The sequence below is a fragment of the Amycolatopsis pretoriensis genome, assembly GCF_900107925.1.
Taxonomy (GTDB): Bacteria; Actinomycetota; Actinomycetes; order Mycobacteriales; family Pseudonocardiaceae; genus Amycolatopsis; species Amycolatopsis pretoriensis.
Map to the genome: position 1 here is coordinate 230,204 of NZ_FNUJ01000004.1, position 15,472 is coordinate 245,675.

18 protein-coding genes are annotated in these 15,472 nt (G+C 71.8%); 12 read left to right on the forward strand and 6 right to left on the reverse strand.

All coding sequences use genetic code 11. The features are described from left to right. Positions 1-27 precede the first annotated feature (27 nt). The 4 genes from BLV96_RS18535 (at position 28) to pyrE (ending at position 4,704) form a co-directional block, all read left to right on the forward strand. Positions 28-795 carry an SDR family NAD(P)-dependent oxidoreductase gene (locus tag BLV96_RS18535; RefSeq protein ID WP_086671743.1) on the forward strand — a complete coding sequence of 256 codons (768 nt, stop codon included), beginning with the start codon at positions 28-30 and terminating at the stop codon, positions 793-795. A 136-nt stretch (positions 796-931) separates the two neighbouring features. After that, positions 932-1,666 (forward strand): ABC transporter ATP-binding protein, encoded by a 735-nt coding sequence (locus BLV96_RS18540; protein ID WP_167379647.1) that lies wholly within the window; start codon positions 932-934, stop codon positions 1,664-1,666. Further along, on the forward strand, positions 1,666-4,113 hold the full coding sequence (locus BLV96_RS18545) for an FtsX-like permease family protein (RefSeq protein ID WP_086671856.1): 2,448 nt from the start codon (positions 1,666-1,668) through the stop codon (positions 4,111-4,113). The genes BLV96_RS18540 and BLV96_RS18545 overlap by 1 nt, the downstream gene beginning before the upstream one ends. 27 nt (positions 4,114-4,140) lie before the next feature. Beyond that, positions 4,141-4,704, forward strand: coding sequence for an orotate phosphoribosyltransferase (gene pyrE / locus BLV96_RS18550; protein ID WP_086671745.1), 564 nt, complete (start codon positions 4,141-4,143; stop codon positions 4,702-4,704). Between the two features lie 41 nt (positions 4,705-4,745). Here the strand turns inward: pyrE and BLV96_RS18555 are convergent, their stop codons facing one another. Beyond that, positions 4,746-4,931: a CsbD family protein gene (locus tag BLV96_RS18555; RefSeq protein ID WP_086671748.1), complete on the reverse strand. Its 186-nt coding sequence runs from the start codon at positions 4,929-4,931 to the stop codon at positions 4,746-4,748. Between the two features lie 160 nt (positions 4,932-5,091). Here BLV96_RS18555 and BLV96_RS18560 point away from each other — a divergent pair, with 160 nt between their 5' ends. The 7 genes from BLV96_RS18560 (at position 5,092) to BLV96_RS18590 (ending at position 8,711) form a co-directional block, all read left to right on the forward strand. Then, positions 5,092-5,646 carry an RNA polymerase sigma factor gene (locus BLV96_RS18560; RefSeq protein ID WP_086671750.1) on the forward strand — a complete coding sequence of 185 codons (555 nt, stop codon included), beginning with the start codon at positions 5,092-5,094 and terminating at the stop codon, positions 5,644-5,646. Then, complete coding sequence (locus BLV96_RS18565) at positions 5,637-6,206, forward strand: hypothetical protein (protein WP_086671752.1); 570 nt, start codon at positions 5,637-5,639, stop codon at positions 6,204-6,206. Before BLV96_RS18560 ends, BLV96_RS18565 begins: the two co-directional genes overlap by 10 nt. After that, on the forward strand, positions 6,203-6,559 hold the full coding sequence (locus tag BLV96_RS18570) for an Asp23/Gls24 family envelope stress response protein (protein ID WP_086671754.1): 357 nt from the start codon (positions 6,203-6,205) through the stop codon (positions 6,557-6,559). The genes BLV96_RS18565 and BLV96_RS18570 overlap by 4 nt, the downstream gene beginning before the upstream one ends. After that, on the forward strand, positions 6,556-6,867 hold the full coding sequence (locus tag BLV96_RS18575; RefSeq protein WP_086671755.1) for a hypothetical protein: 312 nt from the start codon (positions 6,556-6,558) through the stop codon (positions 6,865-6,867). The genes BLV96_RS18570 and BLV96_RS18575 overlap by 4 nt, the downstream gene beginning before the upstream one ends. A 62-nt stretch (positions 6,868-6,929) precedes the next feature. Further along, the gene (locus BLV96_RS18580; RefSeq protein WP_086671757.1) at positions 6,930-7,355 is read left to right on the forward strand and encodes an Asp23/Gls24 family envelope stress response protein; all 426 of its coding nucleotides are present in this window, start codon (positions 6,930-6,932) and stop codon (positions 7,353-7,355) included. 292 nt (positions 7,356-7,647) lie between these two features. Then, entirely contained in the window at positions 7,648-8,040 is a 393-nt protein-coding gene (locus tag BLV96_RS18585) for a DUF2784 domain-containing protein (protein ID WP_086671858.1), read from the forward strand. 14 nt (positions 8,041-8,054) lie between these two features. After that, positions 8,055-8,711, forward strand: a complete 657-nt coding sequence (locus BLV96_RS18590) for a TrmH family RNA methyltransferase (protein WP_086671758.1) — start codon at positions 8,055-8,057, stop codon at positions 8,709-8,711. On the opposite strand, the gene BLV96_RS18595 is transcribed toward BLV96_RS18590, so the two are convergent. Both BLV96_RS18595 and BLV96_RS18600 read right to left on the reverse strand, forming a co-directional pair. Beyond that, positions 8,712-9,689, reverse strand: coding sequence for a cellulase family glycosylhydrolase (locus BLV96_RS18595; RefSeq protein WP_091389340.1), 978 nt, complete (start codon positions 9,687-9,689; stop codon positions 8,712-8,714). An 82-nt stretch (positions 9,690-9,771) separates the two neighbouring features. Then, positions 9,772-11,904: a molybdopterin-dependent oxidoreductase gene (locus BLV96_RS18600; RefSeq protein ID WP_086671759.1), complete on the reverse strand. Its 2,133-nt coding sequence runs from the start codon at positions 11,902-11,904 to the stop codon at positions 9,772-9,774. Positions 11,905-11,955: 51 nt separating this feature from the next. Between BLV96_RS18600 and BLV96_RS18605 the strand changes: the two genes are divergently transcribed. Next, the gene (locus BLV96_RS18605) at positions 11,956-12,975 is read left to right on the forward strand and encodes a glycoside hydrolase family 76 protein (protein ID WP_086671760.1); all 1,020 of its coding nucleotides are present in this window, start codon (positions 11,956-11,958) and stop codon (positions 12,973-12,975) included. Here the strand turns inward: BLV96_RS18605 and BLV96_RS18610 are convergent. From BLV96_RS18610 to BLV96_RS18620, 3 genes are all read right to left on the reverse strand, one after another. Next, positions 12,972-13,460, reverse strand: coding sequence for a GNAT family N-acetyltransferase (locus BLV96_RS18610; protein ID WP_244180306.1), 489 nt, complete (start codon positions 13,458-13,460; stop codon positions 12,972-12,974). The two genes, BLV96_RS18605 and BLV96_RS18610, sit on opposite strands and share 4 nt — an antisense overlap. Before the next feature lie 26 nt (positions 13,461-13,486). Continuing rightward, complete coding sequence (locus tag BLV96_RS18615; protein ID WP_086671762.1) at positions 13,487-14,353, reverse strand: LacI family DNA-binding transcriptional regulator; 867 nt, start codon at positions 14,351-14,353, stop codon at positions 13,487-13,489. 69 nt (positions 14,354-14,422) lie between these two features. Next, a complete protein-coding gene (locus tag BLV96_RS18620) occupies positions 14,423-15,460 on the reverse strand; it encodes a LacI family DNA-binding transcriptional regulator (RefSeq protein WP_086671764.1) in 1,038 nt (345 codons plus the stop codon). Positions 15,461-15,472 lie beyond the last annotated feature (12 nt).

The following is a 15,472-nucleotide window of genomic DNA, read 5'->3' on the forward strand; positions in this document are numbered from 1 at the left end:
CCTGACCTGTGGGTATCGTTCACTCACATGACCACCACCGCTCTCATCACCGGCGCCACCGCGGGCATCGGCGCGCAGTTCGCGCGCACGCTCGCCGCCGAGAAGTACGACCTCGTGCTCGTCGCGCGCGACACCGCGCGGCTGGAGGCCTACGCCGCTGAGCTGCGGGAACAGCACGGGGTCGCCGTCGAGGTGCTGCCCGCCGACCTGTCCGAAGTGGACGGTCGGACGGCCGTCGAGGAGCGGCTCGCCGCCGGGCCGGTCGACCTGCTGGTGAACAACGCCGGGTTCGGGCTGAACGGCGACTTCTGGACCATCCCGCCGGACGCGCTGCAGCGCCAGCTCGACGTCAACGTCACGGCCGTGCTGCGGCTGACCCGGGCCGTGCTGCCCGGCATGATCGAGCGCGGCCACGGCGAGATCATCCAGGTCAGCAGCGTGGCGGGGTTCTTCAGCGGCCGCGGTTCGACCTACACGGCCAGCAAGAACTGGGTCACGTCGTTCACCGAAGGCATCGCCGCGTCGTTGCCCGCCGGTGTCCGGATGATGGCGCTCTGCCCCGGTTTCACCGCGACGGAGTTCCACCAGCGGGCCGGGATTGGGAAACCAGGTCCGAAAATCGCCTGGCTGGGTGTCGAACAGGTGGTCGGCGAGGCGCTCGCGGACCTGCGCCGCGGCAAGGTGATCTCGGTGCCGAGCCTGCAGTACAAGGCCGTCGTCGCGATCGGCGGGCTCCTGCCGCGCGCGGTGCTGCGCCGGATCAGCGGCGGCTTCGGCGGCAAAGGCCGTACCTGAGGCGTAGCTTTCACGTGAAAGCGGCGACCTGGGCGCGTAGCTTTCACGTGAAAGCTCCGGAGTAGGGCTGTCCCTACCCCGAAGACGCGCGTGCGCACCAGGGTGATCCGGGGGCTGCCTCAATAGCGTTTTCCGCATGACGAATGAGGCGGTTCGGCTCGAGGCCGTGCGCAAGGAATACGGCGGCGTGGTCGCGCTGGACGGGGTCTCGATCTCGTTCCCGCGTGGCGGGTTCACGGCGGTGATGGGCCCGTCCGGGTCGGGCAAGAGCACCTTCCTGCACTGCGCGGCCGGGCTCGACCGGCCGACGTCGGGCCGGGTCGTGCTCGACGGCCAGGACCTCGACGGCAAGAACGAGACGTACCTGACGAAGCTGCGGCGCGATCGCGTCGGCTTCGTCTTCCAGGCGTTCAACCTGCTCCCGGCGCTGACGGTCGAGCAGAACGTCGTGCTGCCGCTGCAGCTGGCCGGCAAGCGCCCGGACAAGCGGCTCGTGGCGCGGATCCTCGCGCACGTCGGCCTCGACGGGCGCCGCAAGCACCTGCCCGGCCAGCTCTCCGGCGGCCAGGCGCAGCGCGTCGCGATCGCGCGGGCGCTGGTCACCGACCCGGCCGTGCTCTTCGCGGACGAGCCGACCGGCGCGCTCGACACCCGCACGGCCGCGGACGTCCTCGCCCTGCTGCGCGACTCGGTTCGGTCGTCCGGCCAGACGGTGATCATGGTGACGCACGACCCGGTCGCCGCGTCCTACGCCGACCAGGTCGTGTTCCTGGCCGACGGCCGGATCGCCGGCCGGCTGGACCGGCCGACCGCGGAAGCCGTCGCCGAGCGGATGACCCACCTGGGCGCGTGGGACCGGGTGGCGGCCTGATGTTCACGCTCGCGATGCGGACGCTGCGCCTGCGCAAGGGCGGCTTCCTGGCGACGTTCGTCGCCGTGTTCTTCGGCGCGCTGATCGTCTCGGCGTGCGGTGGCCTGATGGAAACCGGCATCCGGTCCGACACGCCGGTGCAGCGGCTGGCCGCGGCGCCGATCGTCGTCGGCGGACAGCAAACGCTTGCGGTGCCCGAAGACGACCCGGCGACGCTCGACCCCGAGGACAAGCACAAGTACAAGAACGCGACGCTGCCCGAGCGCGTCCGGGTGGACGCGGCGCTGGCCGACCGCCTGCGCGCGGTCCCCGGCGTCACGAGCGTCGTCGGCGAAGTCAGCTTCCCGGCGCAGCTCGGCGCGGCGAGCGCGCTCGGGCACGCGTGGGACTCCGCCGCGCTGACGCCGTACGCGTTGACCGGCGAAGCGCCGAAGCCGGGTGAAGTGGTCGTTGACGCCGACATGGGGATCGCCGTCGGGACCACTCTGCCCGTCGCGGCGCACGGGACCGTCGGCCAGTACCGCGTGTCCGGCGTCGCGAAGGCGCCCCAGTCCATGCGGGACCCGGCGCTGTTCTTCGCGGCTTCCGACGCGGAGAGGCTGTCGGGGCACCCCGGGCAGTTCGACGCGATCGGCGTCTTCGGCGGGGACGCGGCCGCGGTGTCGGCGGTCGTCGGCGACGCCGGGGTCGTGACGACCGGCGCCGACCGCGGTGCCCTGGAGTTCCCGGAGGTGGCCAAGAGCGGCGAGAACCTGATCGTGCTCGCCGCCGTCTCGGGCGGGTTGTCGGCGATGGTCATGGTGTTCGTCGTCGCCGGCACGCTCACGCTGTCGACCCAGCAGCGCCAGCGCGAACTCGCGCTGCTGCGCGCGATCGGCACGACCCCGCGGCAGTTGCGGCGGCTGGTGCTCGGGGAGGCGCTCGTCGTCGGGCTGCTCGCGGTCGCCGTCGCGATCGTGCTCGGGCCGGTGCTCGGGAACTGGCTGTTCGACCAGCTCGCGGCCAACCACGTCGTGCCGGACGTGCTGCGGTTCGGGCAGGGCTGGATCCCGGCGATCGTCGCCGCGGGCGCGTCGCTGCTGGCCGTCTTCGCCGCGTCCTTCGTGGCCGGACGGCGGGCTTCGAAGGTCCGTCCGACCGAGGCACTCGCCGAAGCCGCCGTCGAACGGCGCTGGCTGACGCCGATCCGGCTGATCACCGCGATCCTGTGCTTCGCGGGCGGGACGGCGCTGGCGATCGTCACGGTCGCCGTCATGACCGGTCCGGTCGCGGCCAGCACGGCCGGCCCGGCGGTGATGCTGTGGGCGTTCGGCCTGGCGGCGCTCAGCCCGGGCGTCACCAAGGTGATGGCGGTGCTGCTGCGCTGGCCGGTGCAGGCGTTGAGCGGCGTCACCGGCCGGGTCGCGCTGCGCAACACCCGCGTCGGCGCGGTGCGGACGGCGGGCGCGGTCACCCCGATCATGCTCGCGGTCGGCATCGCGACCGCCAACATCTACCTGCAGACGACCCAGGAAGCCGTGTCGAACCAGGCGTACACCGAAGACCTGCGCGCGGACGCCGTCGTGGCCGGCCCCGGTGGCCTGGACCCGTCGGTGCTGGGCCGGGTGCGTGCGACGCCGGGGGTCGCGAGTGCCTCGGAGTACGTCTCGAGCACGGTGTTCATCGAGAAGCCGTTCGACTCGAACCACGACGAAGACGGCTGGACCGCGCAGGGTGTCAGCGAGCTGACCGGGAACGCGATCGAGGTGCCGGACACGCTCGGCCACCACGTCGGCGACACGCTGTCGCTGCGGCTCGGCGACGGCTCGCCGGTGGACGTGCGGGTGTCCGCCGTCGTGAAGCAGCGGGCCGGGTTCGAGAAGCTCGTGCTGCCGGCCGGGCTGCTCGCCCCGCACACGACGGCCGGCCTCGCGCCGCAGCTGCTGGTGCGCGCGGCCGACGGCGTCGACAGTGCGACGCTGACTGCGCGGCTTCGCGAGGCGACCGCGGGATTACCGGTCTCCATCGGTGATCGGGACGCGCTGATCGCGGCGCACGCGAAGGGCAACGAGGTCGGCGCGTGGGTCAACTACCTGCTCGTCGGGATGATCATCGCGTACACGGTGATCTCGGTGGTGAACACGCTGGTGATGGCGACATCGCGGCGGCGGCGCGAGTTCGGGCTGCAGCGGCTGAGCGGGTTCACCCGCGGCCAGGTGCTGCGGATGGCCGGCGTCGAAGGCGGGCTGATCGCGACCATCGCGGTGCTGCTCGGGACGCTCGTCGCGGCGGGTTCGATCGTGCCCTTCTGCCTGGTGGTCAGCGGATCACCGCTCCCGTCCGGGCCGCTCGCGATCTACCTGGTGGTGCTCGCGATCGCCGTGGTGCTCTCGCTCGTCGCGATCCTGGTCCCGGCCTGGGCGGCGACGCGCGGGCGTGCGGTCGACGCCACATCCATCGGGGAGTGAGGCGGCGCGTGTGTAAGACTCTCGGCCGTGGCGAACCCCGGGTTGGATCAAGCGGCGAAACTCGAACTGGCCAGGCTGGTCACCGATCTTTCCGTGGTGCACGGAAAAGTGACCCTGGCCTCGGGCAAGGAAGCCGACTACTACATCGATCTCCGGCGCGCGACGCTGCACCACGCGGCCGCGCCGCTGATCGGCAAGCTGCTGCGCCAGCTGACGGCGGACTGGGACTACGTGGCGGCCGGCGGCCTGACCCTCGGCGCCGACCCGGTCGCGCTGGCGATGCTCCACTCCGCGGCGACGGACGGGGTCGTGCTGGACGCGTTCGTCGTCCGCAAGTCCGTCAAGGAACACGGCATGCAGCGCCGCATCGAGGGCATGGAGGTCCGCGGCCAGCGCGTGCTGGCGGTGGAGGACACCTCGACGACGGGCGGCAGCGTGCTGGAGGCGGTCGCGGCCCTGCGTGAAGCGGGCGCGAACGTGATCGGCGTGGTGACGGTGGTCGACCGCGACACCGGGGCGCGGGAGGCCATCGAGAAGGAAGGCCTGGAGTACCGGTACGTCCTGGGCAAGGACGACCTCGGCCTGGACTGACGCTCCGGGCCGGGGACCCGCGCGTCCCCGGCCCGCGCGGCTCAGTTCTTGAACAGGTCCTTCGCGGCGTCCTTCACGTTCTCGACCGCGCCCTTCAGGCCGGCCTTCGCCTGGTCAGCCTGGCCTTCCGCCTTCAGCTGCTCGTCGCCGGTGGCGGCCCCTGCCGTCTCCTTCGCCTTGCCGCCCAGCTCCCCGGCCTTGTTGCTGATCTTGTCGCCCAGCGACATCGCGCACCTCCCGTTCCGGCGGCGCCCCCGGCGGGCACCCTGGTACCGGAAGGACCACCGGGGCGCGTGATCGTCACGGAGTCGCCGCGGTGACCCGGGTCACCGACAATCACCCCGTGACGTTTTCCGCCCGCCGGTGTCCTCCTCCCGAGGAGGTGCCGTGACGACCACCGCAACGCCGCTCGACGATGCGACTCTCGTCGGGCGCGCCAAGGACGGCGATGTCCGGGCCTACGAACAGCTCGTGCTGCGCTACCAGGGCCCGATGTTCCGGCTCGCCGTGAAGATGCTCGCGCACCGCGGCGACGCCGAGGACGTCGTGCAGGAGGTGTTCCTCAACGCCTGGCGCAAGCTCGGCCAGCTCGGGGACGACGCCGCGTTCGTCGGGTGGCTCTACCGGGCCACCACGAACCGCTGCCTCAACACGATCCGCGCGCGCAAGCCGCAGGCCGACGTCGACCTCGACACCGCCGAGTCGCCGCGGGCGGACCTGCAGCCGGAGCGGGCGGCGCAGGTGAGCGGGCAGCTCGCGGCGTTGAACGCCGCACTGGAACAGCTGACGCCCGAACAACGCGCGTGCTGGCTGCTCCGGGAAGTGCACGGCCGGTCCTACGAAGAGATCGGCGAAGTCGTCGGCGCGAACGCGACCGCGGTGCGCGGCCGGATCGCGCGGGCCCGAGCCCAGCTGGCGGAGGTGATGAAGCCATGGCGATGACGGACTACGAACTGCCCTGCGAACGCGATGTCGAGCAGGTGTGGGAGCGGCTCGACGCGGTCGGCGCCGGGCTGGCCGACGAGCACGAGCTGACCTGCCCGCACTGCCGGGCCGCGCGGGAAAGCCTGCTGGCGCTGCGGGAAGCGACGTCGGAACTGGTGGCCGAGGACGACGTGCCGCCCGCCCTGTTCGGCCGGATCATGTCCGCCGTGCGGGCCGAGGTGCGGCGCGGCTCGATGGTGGCGCTGCCGACCCCGGAACCGGGGTTCGTCGAGATCAGCGAGCAGGCCGTCGCGGCCGTGTTGCGGTACGCGGCGGACACGGTCGACGGCGTCCGGGCGCGGCGCTGCCGGATCCGCCCGCTCGACGAGGGCGGGGTCGAAGTCGAACTCACCCTCGCGGTGAGTCTCCGGAACGCTACCGGTGGTGCAGCGTTGGCGCTGGTGCGGGAGCGGGTGAGCGCGGCGGCCGCGGCCCGGGTCGGGCTGACGCTGGCGAAGCTCGACCTGCTGGTTGATGACATTTTTGAAGAGGACGCTGTTGAGGGGCCAGGGGAATGAACGTCGAGTACGTGATCGCCGATCCGGTGATCGCCAGCGTGGCGGCGAAGGCGGCGATCACGACACCCGGCGTCGTGCGGCTCGAACCGGGCCTGCGCGGCCTGGTGACGGCGTGGACGCGCGCCGCCCGCCAGCGCTGGAAGGGGCTCGACCCCGCGCCGGCCGACGGCGTCCGGGTCCGCACCGCCGACGGCCGGCTGACCGTCGAGGTCGACCTGGTGACGGCGGCGGCCGACCAGGCCGCGGCGGTGGGCCGGGCGGTGCAGCGCTCGGTCGGCCGGTTCGTGGCCGAGCAGACCGGCCTGGCCGTCGACGGCGTTTCGGTGTCCATCCTGGACATCGAGCCCCGGTGACCGGCGCCGAAGCCGTCGAGAAGATCGTCGGCGCCCTCGAAACCGTGGCCGGCCTCCGTCCGGCGACCTCGATCGCCCCCGAGACGACGTGGCTGCCGGTCGACTGGGCCGGACAGGCCGTCGACCTCTCGGCCGACGTCGTCCAGATCCGGCTCATCGCCACGCGGCTGCCGATCCCGCCGCTGCTGGAGCAGGCCGCGGCGGCGGTGCGTCCGGTGCTGGCCGGCACGGAGTGGGAAGGCGCGCGGCTGCGCCTGGTCGTCACCGACCTCGACGGCGCGGCCTTCGGGAGACCCACGTCACAGTGATCACCTCCCGCCCCCGGGGTCCTTGCCTACGAAGGATCGAGGACGTTTCAGGGAGGATCACGATGACCGCGACGGCCGAGAAAACCGAGACCACTGCCCTCGTCACCAAGCAGGGCACCACGACCATCGCCGACACCGTCGTGCAGAAGATCGCCGGGCTCGCCGCGCGCGAGGTCAGCGGCGTGCACGACCTCGGCGGCGGCGCCGCGCGGGCGTTCGGCGCTCTGCGCGACCGCATCCCGGGCGCGTCGGCCAGTGCCGGCCAGGGCGTCTCGGTCGAGGTCGGCGAGAAGCAGGCCGCGGTCGACCTGCAGATCCTCGTCGAATACGGCGTCGCCATCGCCGACCTCGCGCGGTCGGTGCGCCGCAACGTCGTCACCTCGATCGAGCAGATGACCGGGCTGCAGGTCGTCGAGGTGAACATCAACGTCAACGACGTCCACCTGCCCGGCGACGACGAGCCCGCGCCGGCCGACCGGGTCAGCTGATCCGGCGTACCGTCGAAGTGTGGAAGAGCCGTCGAAGCCCGACGAGCCGCCGGACCGGCCCGGGCACCAGCCGCCATGGAAGAAGCCGCATCCCTACCCCCGCGAGGAGCCGACGCAGTACCCCGCGAAGCGCCCGCCGGAGTTCCCACCGGGTGTAACGCCTCCGTCACCGCCCAGGTGAATGGGTTGCTCCGCTGGGTTAAACATCACACAGCCGGGCACTCTCAGGGGCGGCCGAACTCGATCAGCGGAGTAAAGTCGCTGGTAGGGGGTTCGGTGAAGGGGGCGTGTGGTGGCGAAGTTCCTGGCGGACGTGACGGTCGCGGTACACATCCTGGCCCTGCTGCTCATCGGTTTCGGCGGTTTCGTCGCCTGGCGCTGGCCCAAGCTGATCTTCGTGCACCTGCTGGGCGTGGCCTGGGGCGTGCTGGTCAACGTGGCGCCGGTGCCGTGCCCGTTCACCGCGCTGGAGAACTACTTCCGCCACCAGCAGGGCCTCGGTGACCTGCCCGGCGGGTTCAACGCCTACTACCTCTACGACACGGTGTTCCCGCGGGCGTGGCTGCCGGTGATCGGGGTCGTCGCGATCGCGGTGGTCGTCTACTCCTACGTCGGCGTCTACCACCGCTGGCGCCACCGCGACCACAGCGAGGACGCCCGGACGCACCGGGTCCGGCTGGGCTAGGCGACAATCGGGAGGTGAGCACCTCCCCGGACGCCGGACCCACCGAGTGGGTGAGCCGCGAAGAGGTCGGCGTCGGCCCGTGGCCCGGTGACTGGCCGTCGGACGAGCGGTACGACCCGGACCTGCTGCGCGACGGCGACCGCCGCAACGTCGTGGACGCCTACCGCTACTGGCGCCGCGAGGCGATCGTGTCCGATGTGGACGCTCGTCGGCACCCGTTCCACGTCGCCATCGAGAACTTCCAGCACGACCACAACATCGGCACGGTCGTCCGCACGGCGAACGCCTTCGCGGCGGCGGAGGTCCACATCGTCGGCCGCCGCCGCTGGAACCGCCGCGGCGCGATGGTGACCGACCGCTACCAGCACCTGCGTCACCACGACGACGTCTCCGGGCTGGTGTCCTTCGCCGCGGAAAACGGCCTCGCCGTTGTGGCGGTGGACAACACCCCCGGTTCGCAGCCGGTCGAGACGGCGGAAATCCCGCGCGAGTGCGTCCTGGTGTTCGGCCAGGAGGGTCCGGGGTTGTCCGAGGCGACGCGGGAAGCGGCGGTGCTCGCGGTGTCGATCGCCCAGTTCGGGACGACCCGGTCGATCAACGCGGGCGTCGCGGCCGGGATCGTCATGCACGCCTGGGTCCGGCAGCACGCCGACTTGTCGGCCGCCTGGTAGTCACAACCCCCAGCCCCACCGCAGCTGCACCACGCCGGACGCGTTGTTCGTGGCCAGGCCGCTGCCGCTCTGCCGCGTGATCGAGTACGTGTCGCCGGACCGCAGGCCGGGCCAGTACACGACACCCAGCTGCCGCGACCGCGCGAGATCGGTGGTGGCGGCGAAGTACGCGGTGAAGTTGTTGCCGTCCTGGTGGCCCGCGGAGTAGTCGAGCCCGGTCGTCATCGGGGCGCCGGCTTCGTCGATGATCGTGCGCGAGGAGTACGAACCGAGCCGGCTGCTCAGGTTCGCCGTCCACGCCGCGCGCGTGGTGTCCGAGGCCCAGAAGCCGTAGAAGTGCAGTGACAGCAGCGTTCCGCTCAACGCGCTCGCCGCGCCGACACCGGTGACGTTGTCGTTGTAGCCGGTGCCGCTGATCAGGACCCGGCCGCGGGGGATGGCCGAGTGCCGCGACAGCCAGGTCGAGCAGAGTGACACCCACGCGTTCAGGCTGTAGCCGAACGGCTCGTTCATCGGCTCGAAGTAGACGTTGCCGTTGCCGCCGTAGTCGGCGGTGACCTTGTCCCACATGGTGTTCCACGCGGTGGCGTCGTCGACGAACCCGTCCTTGTTCGCTTCCCAGTACCCGAAGACGACCTTCATCCCGTGGGCCAGCGCCGAATCGGCGGCGCCCTTGTACCGCGCCCACCAGTCCGAGTTCACGCTTTGCGGGTTGATCGGCAGCCGCACGGTGTTCGCGCCGAGCTGTTGCTGGAAGCCGGTGATGATGCCGTCGGCCTTGGTGCGGACGACGTCGTAGCTGTCGCCCGCGGTGAGACCGGTCGGGATGACCCAGCCGTCGACGTAGTTGTCGCGGGCGTCGGCCCAGTTCACGCCGCGGAACGCGCTCGTCGCGGCAGCCGCCGGCGAGACGGTGAGCAGGGGCGCGATGAGCACGACGGGCAGGAGGACACGCAGGCAGCGACGAAGAAAGGTCATGCGAACTCCGATGTCCGATGATCGATGTTCACGTCAACATGCCTGGCCGAGAATCCTCTCGGACCGGGTCCCGTGTCAAGCGTCAGGCGGGGGCGACCTCGACCGGGATGCCGTTCAGCACCGACGTCCCCGACGGCACGTCGAGCAGCGTCTCGTCCGCGACGAGGTTCGAGTTGACCCCCGGGTTCGCGCTCGCGACGCGGGTCCGCGCGCCGGCGGCGTCGTGGCCCCAGCCGTGCGGGATGCTGACCACACCCGGCCGGACCTCGTCCGTCACCTCGACCGGCACCTCCAGCTTGCCCGCGCGGGAGGTCACCGACGCCAGCCCGCCGTCGGTGAGGCCCAGGCGCGTCGCGTCGGTGGGGTGGACCAGGACCGTGCAGCGGTTCCCGCCGCGGACCAGCGGCGCGAGGTTGTGCATCCAGGAGTTGTTCGAGCTCAGGTGGCGCCGGCCGATCAGCAGCAGGCCGTCGTCCTGCTTCCCCAGTTCCTCGCGCAGCCGCGGGACGTCCGCGACGATCGTCTCCGGCGCCAGCTCGATCCGGCCGGACGCCGTGCACAGCACGTCCGGGATCCGCGGCTTCAGCGGCCCGAAGTCCATCCCGTGCGGCGCGGCTTCGAGGTCGGCGAGCGTGACGTCATACGGCCCGGCGCGCAGCATCAGGTCGACCAGCCGCGCGGGGCCGGTGCGGTCGCGGGTCACTTCGAGCTTGGCGCGGCGGGCGACGTCTGCCGCGACGAAGTCGTCCAGGGCCTCGACGTCCGCTTCGGGGCCCTGACCGGTGACGATGCCGGTGAGCCGCAGCATCGTCTCCCACTCCGGCGGCAGGTCCGACGGCAGCGTCGCCGGCGTCCAGTTCGCGACGTTGCGCACCGAGAGCTGGTAGAACGCCAGGTCGAAGTGCGGCCGTTCGAGCGGTGACGGGCCGGGCAGGATGACGTCGGCCCGGCGGGACGTCTCGTTGAGGTAGACGTCGACCGAGATCATGAAGTCGAGATTGTCGAGCGCCGCGGCGAGCCGGCCCGCGTTCGGCGTGCTCAGGCAGGGGTTGCCGCTGACCGTGATCAGCGCGCGGACCTGGCCCTCGCCCGGGGTTTCGATCTCGTCGGCGAGCGTCGCGACCGGCAGCTCGCCGACGACCTCGGGGTAGCCGCGCACGCGGCTGCGCCAGCGTCCGACGGCGAACGGCCGCCGGTTGCCGGTCGGCTGGCACGCGGCCAGCGGGAACATCGCGCCGCCGGGTGCGTCGAGGTTGCCGGTGAGCACGTTGAGGACGTCGACGAGCCAGCTCGCGACCGTGCCGAACGCCTGCGTCGTGGTGCCGATCCGGCCGTAGACGACGGCGTTTTCGGTAGCGAGTTCGAGGGCCATCCGGCGGATCTCGGCCGCGTCGATGCCGGTGCGTGGCGCGACGGCTTCGGGGGTGAACGGCTGGGCCAGCTCGCGGACGTCGTCGAGGCCGTTGAGGTGCTCTCCGAGCCTCTTCGGCTGGACGCGGTTCTCCGCGAACAGGACGTTGACCAGCGCGAACAGCAGCAGCGCGTCGGTGCCGGGCCGGATGGCGTGGTGCTCGTCGGCGAACGCGGCGGTGCGCGTGCGACGCGGGTCGACCACGACGATCTTGCCGCCGCGCTCGCGGATCCCACGCAGCCGGCCGCGGATGTCCGGCGCGGTCATCAGGCTGCCGTTCGAGACGAGCGGGTTCGCGCCGAGGATCAGCAGGTGGCGCGTGCGGTCGAGGTCGGGGACGGGGATGGCGAGCGGGTCGCCGAACATAGTGCCGGCCGAGTAGTGCTTCGGCATCTGGTCGACCGAGGTCGCGCTGTAGAAGTTCTTGGTGCCCAAGGCTTTGTAGAGCACGCGGCCGTAGAGCGTGAGCGCGATGTTGTGCACGCCGGGGTTGCCCGCGTACACGGCGACGGCGTCCCGGCCGTGCTCCTCGAGGATCGGCGGGAGGCGGCGGTCGATCTCGTCGTAGGCCTCCTGCCAGCTGACCTCGACGAACTCGCCGTCGCGCTTGAGCAGCGGCGCGGTCAGCCGGTCTGGGTCGTGGTGCAGCGCCCCGAGCGACGCGCCCTTCGGGCAGATGTAACCCTGGGAGAAGACGTCGTTCCGGTCGCCCGTCACCCGGGTGACCTGCTGGTTCGCATCGAGTGTCACGTCGAGGCCACAGGTGGCTTCGCAGAGCGGGCAGGTCACGTGGGCCGTCGTCATGACAGCCCAACATACCGAGCGGTATGTCGATGGGCAAGGCACGATTGCGACATGGACGTCTCGGCCGCCGAACGCGCGGTGACCTCACGGCACCTCCGGCGGGTGTGGGCGCTGCCCGGCACGGTCCTGGGCCGCAGCGGCTGGCCTCCGTCGCCCGGCCAGCGGCTGCACTGGCACTGGAACTACTGGTGGCAGGCGCACCTGCTCGACACGCTGGTCGACGCCCAGTTGCGGGCTGCTTCGCCCGAGCGCCTGGCGTTGATCCGGTCGTTCGTGCGTTCGGTGCGGTTGCGCAACTTCGGCCGCTGGACCAACGACTACTACGACGACATCGCGTGGCTCGGCCTTGCGCTGCAACGGGTTCAGTCCCTCGGCATCGACGTCGGCCCGGCGCTGGCGGCGATCGACACGCAGCTGTTGTCGGGCTGGACGGCCGCGGCGGGCGGCGGGATCTGGTGGCGCCGCGGCGACGACTTCAAGAACGCCCCGGCCAACGGCCCGGCGGCGATCTTCCACGCCCGGTCGGGAAATCTCTCCCGCGCTCGTGAGATGACGGACTGGCTGACGTCCACTTTGGTCGATCCGGCTTCCGGCTTGGTGTGGGACGGGATCCGCACGGACACGGGCGAGCTGGTGAAGCACATTTACACGTACTGCCAAGGTGTTTACCTCGGCGCGTGTCTCGAATTGTCCTCAATGGACAACGCGGCCCGGACGGTCCGCGCGGTGGCCACGCACTGCGCCCCGGACGGAGTGATCCGCGGCCAGGGCGGCGGCGACGGCGGCCTGTTCGGCGCGATCCTGGCGCGGTACCTGGCGTTGGCGGCCCAGGCGTTGCCCGGCCCGGAGGCTTCGGTGGCCCGTTCGCTGGTCCTCGACTCGGCGCAGGCGTGCTGGTCGGGAGCGGCGGAGGGGCCGGTGTTCAGCGCGTACTGGGACCGCTCGACGCCGTGGCCGCTGCCGGCGGACGCCCCGGAGCGGGACATGTCGGTGCAGGTGGGGGGCTGGATGCTCCTGGAAGCCGCGGCGACGCTGTCACCAGACGTCGCCGGCCCGCCAGTCGGCGGTTAGCTCCCCTCGAGGTCCAGCGACACCCGGCCGGGGAAGACGTACACGCCGCCGTCGTCGTCCTCGGTGCGCTGGACCCCGTCCGGCGTCAAGGCGAAGGTGGGTCCACGCCACTGCTGCCAGCCGCGTCCGGCATACAGCGGCGCACCCGCCTTGGTCGCGCTCAGCGCGCCCACCTCGTACCCCGGCAGCAGCTCCTCCATCGCCGCCATCAACGCGCTCGCGACCCCGCGCCGCCGGTGGTCCGGGTGCACCGCGACGCCCTCGACGTAGCCCGTGTTCACCACGCGCTCGCCGTGCAGCAGGCGGCGTTGCACGAGCGAGGCGTGGCCGATCAGCTGGTCGCCGTCGAACGTCAGCGCGTGCAGGCCGCCGAGGGTGTTCTCCCAGCCCGGTGGATCGAAGTCGGTGAACGCGCCTTCGAGCAGAGCCCGGACGGCGAGCAGGTCGGCGGCCGGCAGCTGGGCGGTGTGCGCGATTCTGACCACCTCGCCATTCTCCCGGGCCGGAGGGGTCAGCAGCCGCAGGAGGCGCCGTGCAGGAAACGCGGGGTCAGCGACACCGACTCCGGTGGCCGGTCCGGGTCCGACATCCGGGACAGCACCATCTGCACCGCCCGGCGGCCGAGGTCCGCGACCGGCTGGGCCAGGGTCGTCACCGCCGGGCTCACCCGGCGGGCCCACTCCATGTCGCCGTAGCCGACCACCGCCAGCTCCGAGCCGATCCGGATCCCGCGGCGGTGGGCCTCGTACTGGACGCCCACCAGCATCGACTCGTCCGCCACGACCAGCGCCGTCGGGGAGGGCCAGCCGTCCAGGAGCTTGGCCGTCGCGCGGGCCGCTCCGCCCGACGTCGACAAGCCGCACTCCACCAGTTCGCGGTTGAACCGCAGCCCCGCCTGCTCCAGGCCCAGCCGGTACCCGCGGACGCGTTCGCGGCTGGTCTCCAGGCTCTCGTCGCCCGAGATGAACCCGATCTTCCGGTGCCGCCGCTCGGTGAGGTGGCGGACCAGCGACGCCACCGCGTGCACGTTCTCCGTGCCCACCTGGTCGACGTCGTTGCGGGCCGCCACCCGGTCGACCAGGACCGTCGGGACGCCCATCCGGACCAGGCCGTTGATCACCGCTTCGGCGCCCGCCGAGGGCACCAGCAGCACGCCGTCCACGAGGTCGGCCCGCAGCGCGCGGACCACCGCCGCTTCTTCGCTGACCGTGTCGCCGGTGTCGGCCAGGGTGACGTCGCAGCCGGCCTGGGCGGCGGCTGCCCTGATCGAGCGCAGCAGCTCACCCGAGTAGGGGTTCGCGGTGACACCCATCGCGACGCCGATCCGGTAGGTGACCGGGGGGTCCCACAACCGGAGCTCCGGCGATAGTGCGGTCATAAGCCCTCGCAGACGCTCAGCCGAAACGTATCCGCTGAACGCCCGCGAGATGACGTCAAAACTCCAGAATCACTGATGTGAGTGAACCGACGGGCAGCCGCAGGACTCGCGGTGACGCAGAGTGGGTGGCAGCCGGACCGTCTCGGCCTTGCGCGCCGGGTCGTTGATCCGGGCCAGCAGCAGCCGGACCGCCTGCCGGCCGATCTCCTCGATCGGCTGCGCCATCGTCGTCAGCGGCGGGTCGACCAGGTCCGCCCACTCGACGTCGTCGTAGACGACCACCGGCAGGTCACGGCCGATCCGGAGCCCGCGCCGCCGGGCTTCGTGCAGCACGCCGACCATCATGCTGTCGTTCCCGACGACCAGCGCCGTCGGCGGCTCGGGCAGCGCCAGTAGCGTGCTCAACGCCAGCGAGCCGCCCTCGTGCGACGAGTTCCCGCAGGCCACCAGGTCGGACGACCAGGTCAAACCGGACCGGCCGAGCCCGAGCCGGTAGCCCAGCACGCGCTCCTCGCTCGTCGACAGCCCGGGCGCGCCGCTGATCATCCCGATCCGCCGGTGCCCGAGCGTCCCGAGGTGCGCGGTCAGCGCCGAGGTCGCCTGGATGTTCTCCGTGCCCACCTGGTCGACGTCGGTCCGGGTGGTCAGCCGGTCGATGAGCACCGTCGGCACGTCCAGCGAGACCAGCTCGCCGATCACCGGCCCGTCGCCGGGGGCCGGGGTGATCAGCAGGCCGTCGACGCGACGGGAGCGCAGCGCCCGCACGGTGTCACGCTCCGTGTCCGCGGTGTCGTGCGTGTCGGCCAGCAGGACGGTGTACCCGTGCGCCGACGCCTCCCGTTCGATCGCCTGCATCAGCGTCGCGAAGTACGGGTTGGCGACCAGGGAGATCGCCATCCCGATCGACCGCGTCCCACCGGTCACCAGGGAACGCGCGATCGCGTCACCCGTGTAGCCGGTCGTCTCGATCGCCCGGAGAACGGCCGTTTTGGTGTCCTCGGCGACCGCCCGCGTCCCGTTGACGACGTGCGAGACGGTCGTGATCGAGACGCCGGCGAGCTCGGCGATGTCCCGCTGGGTCGGCCGCGATGATCTCGGCTGGGGCATGCCAATCCTTTC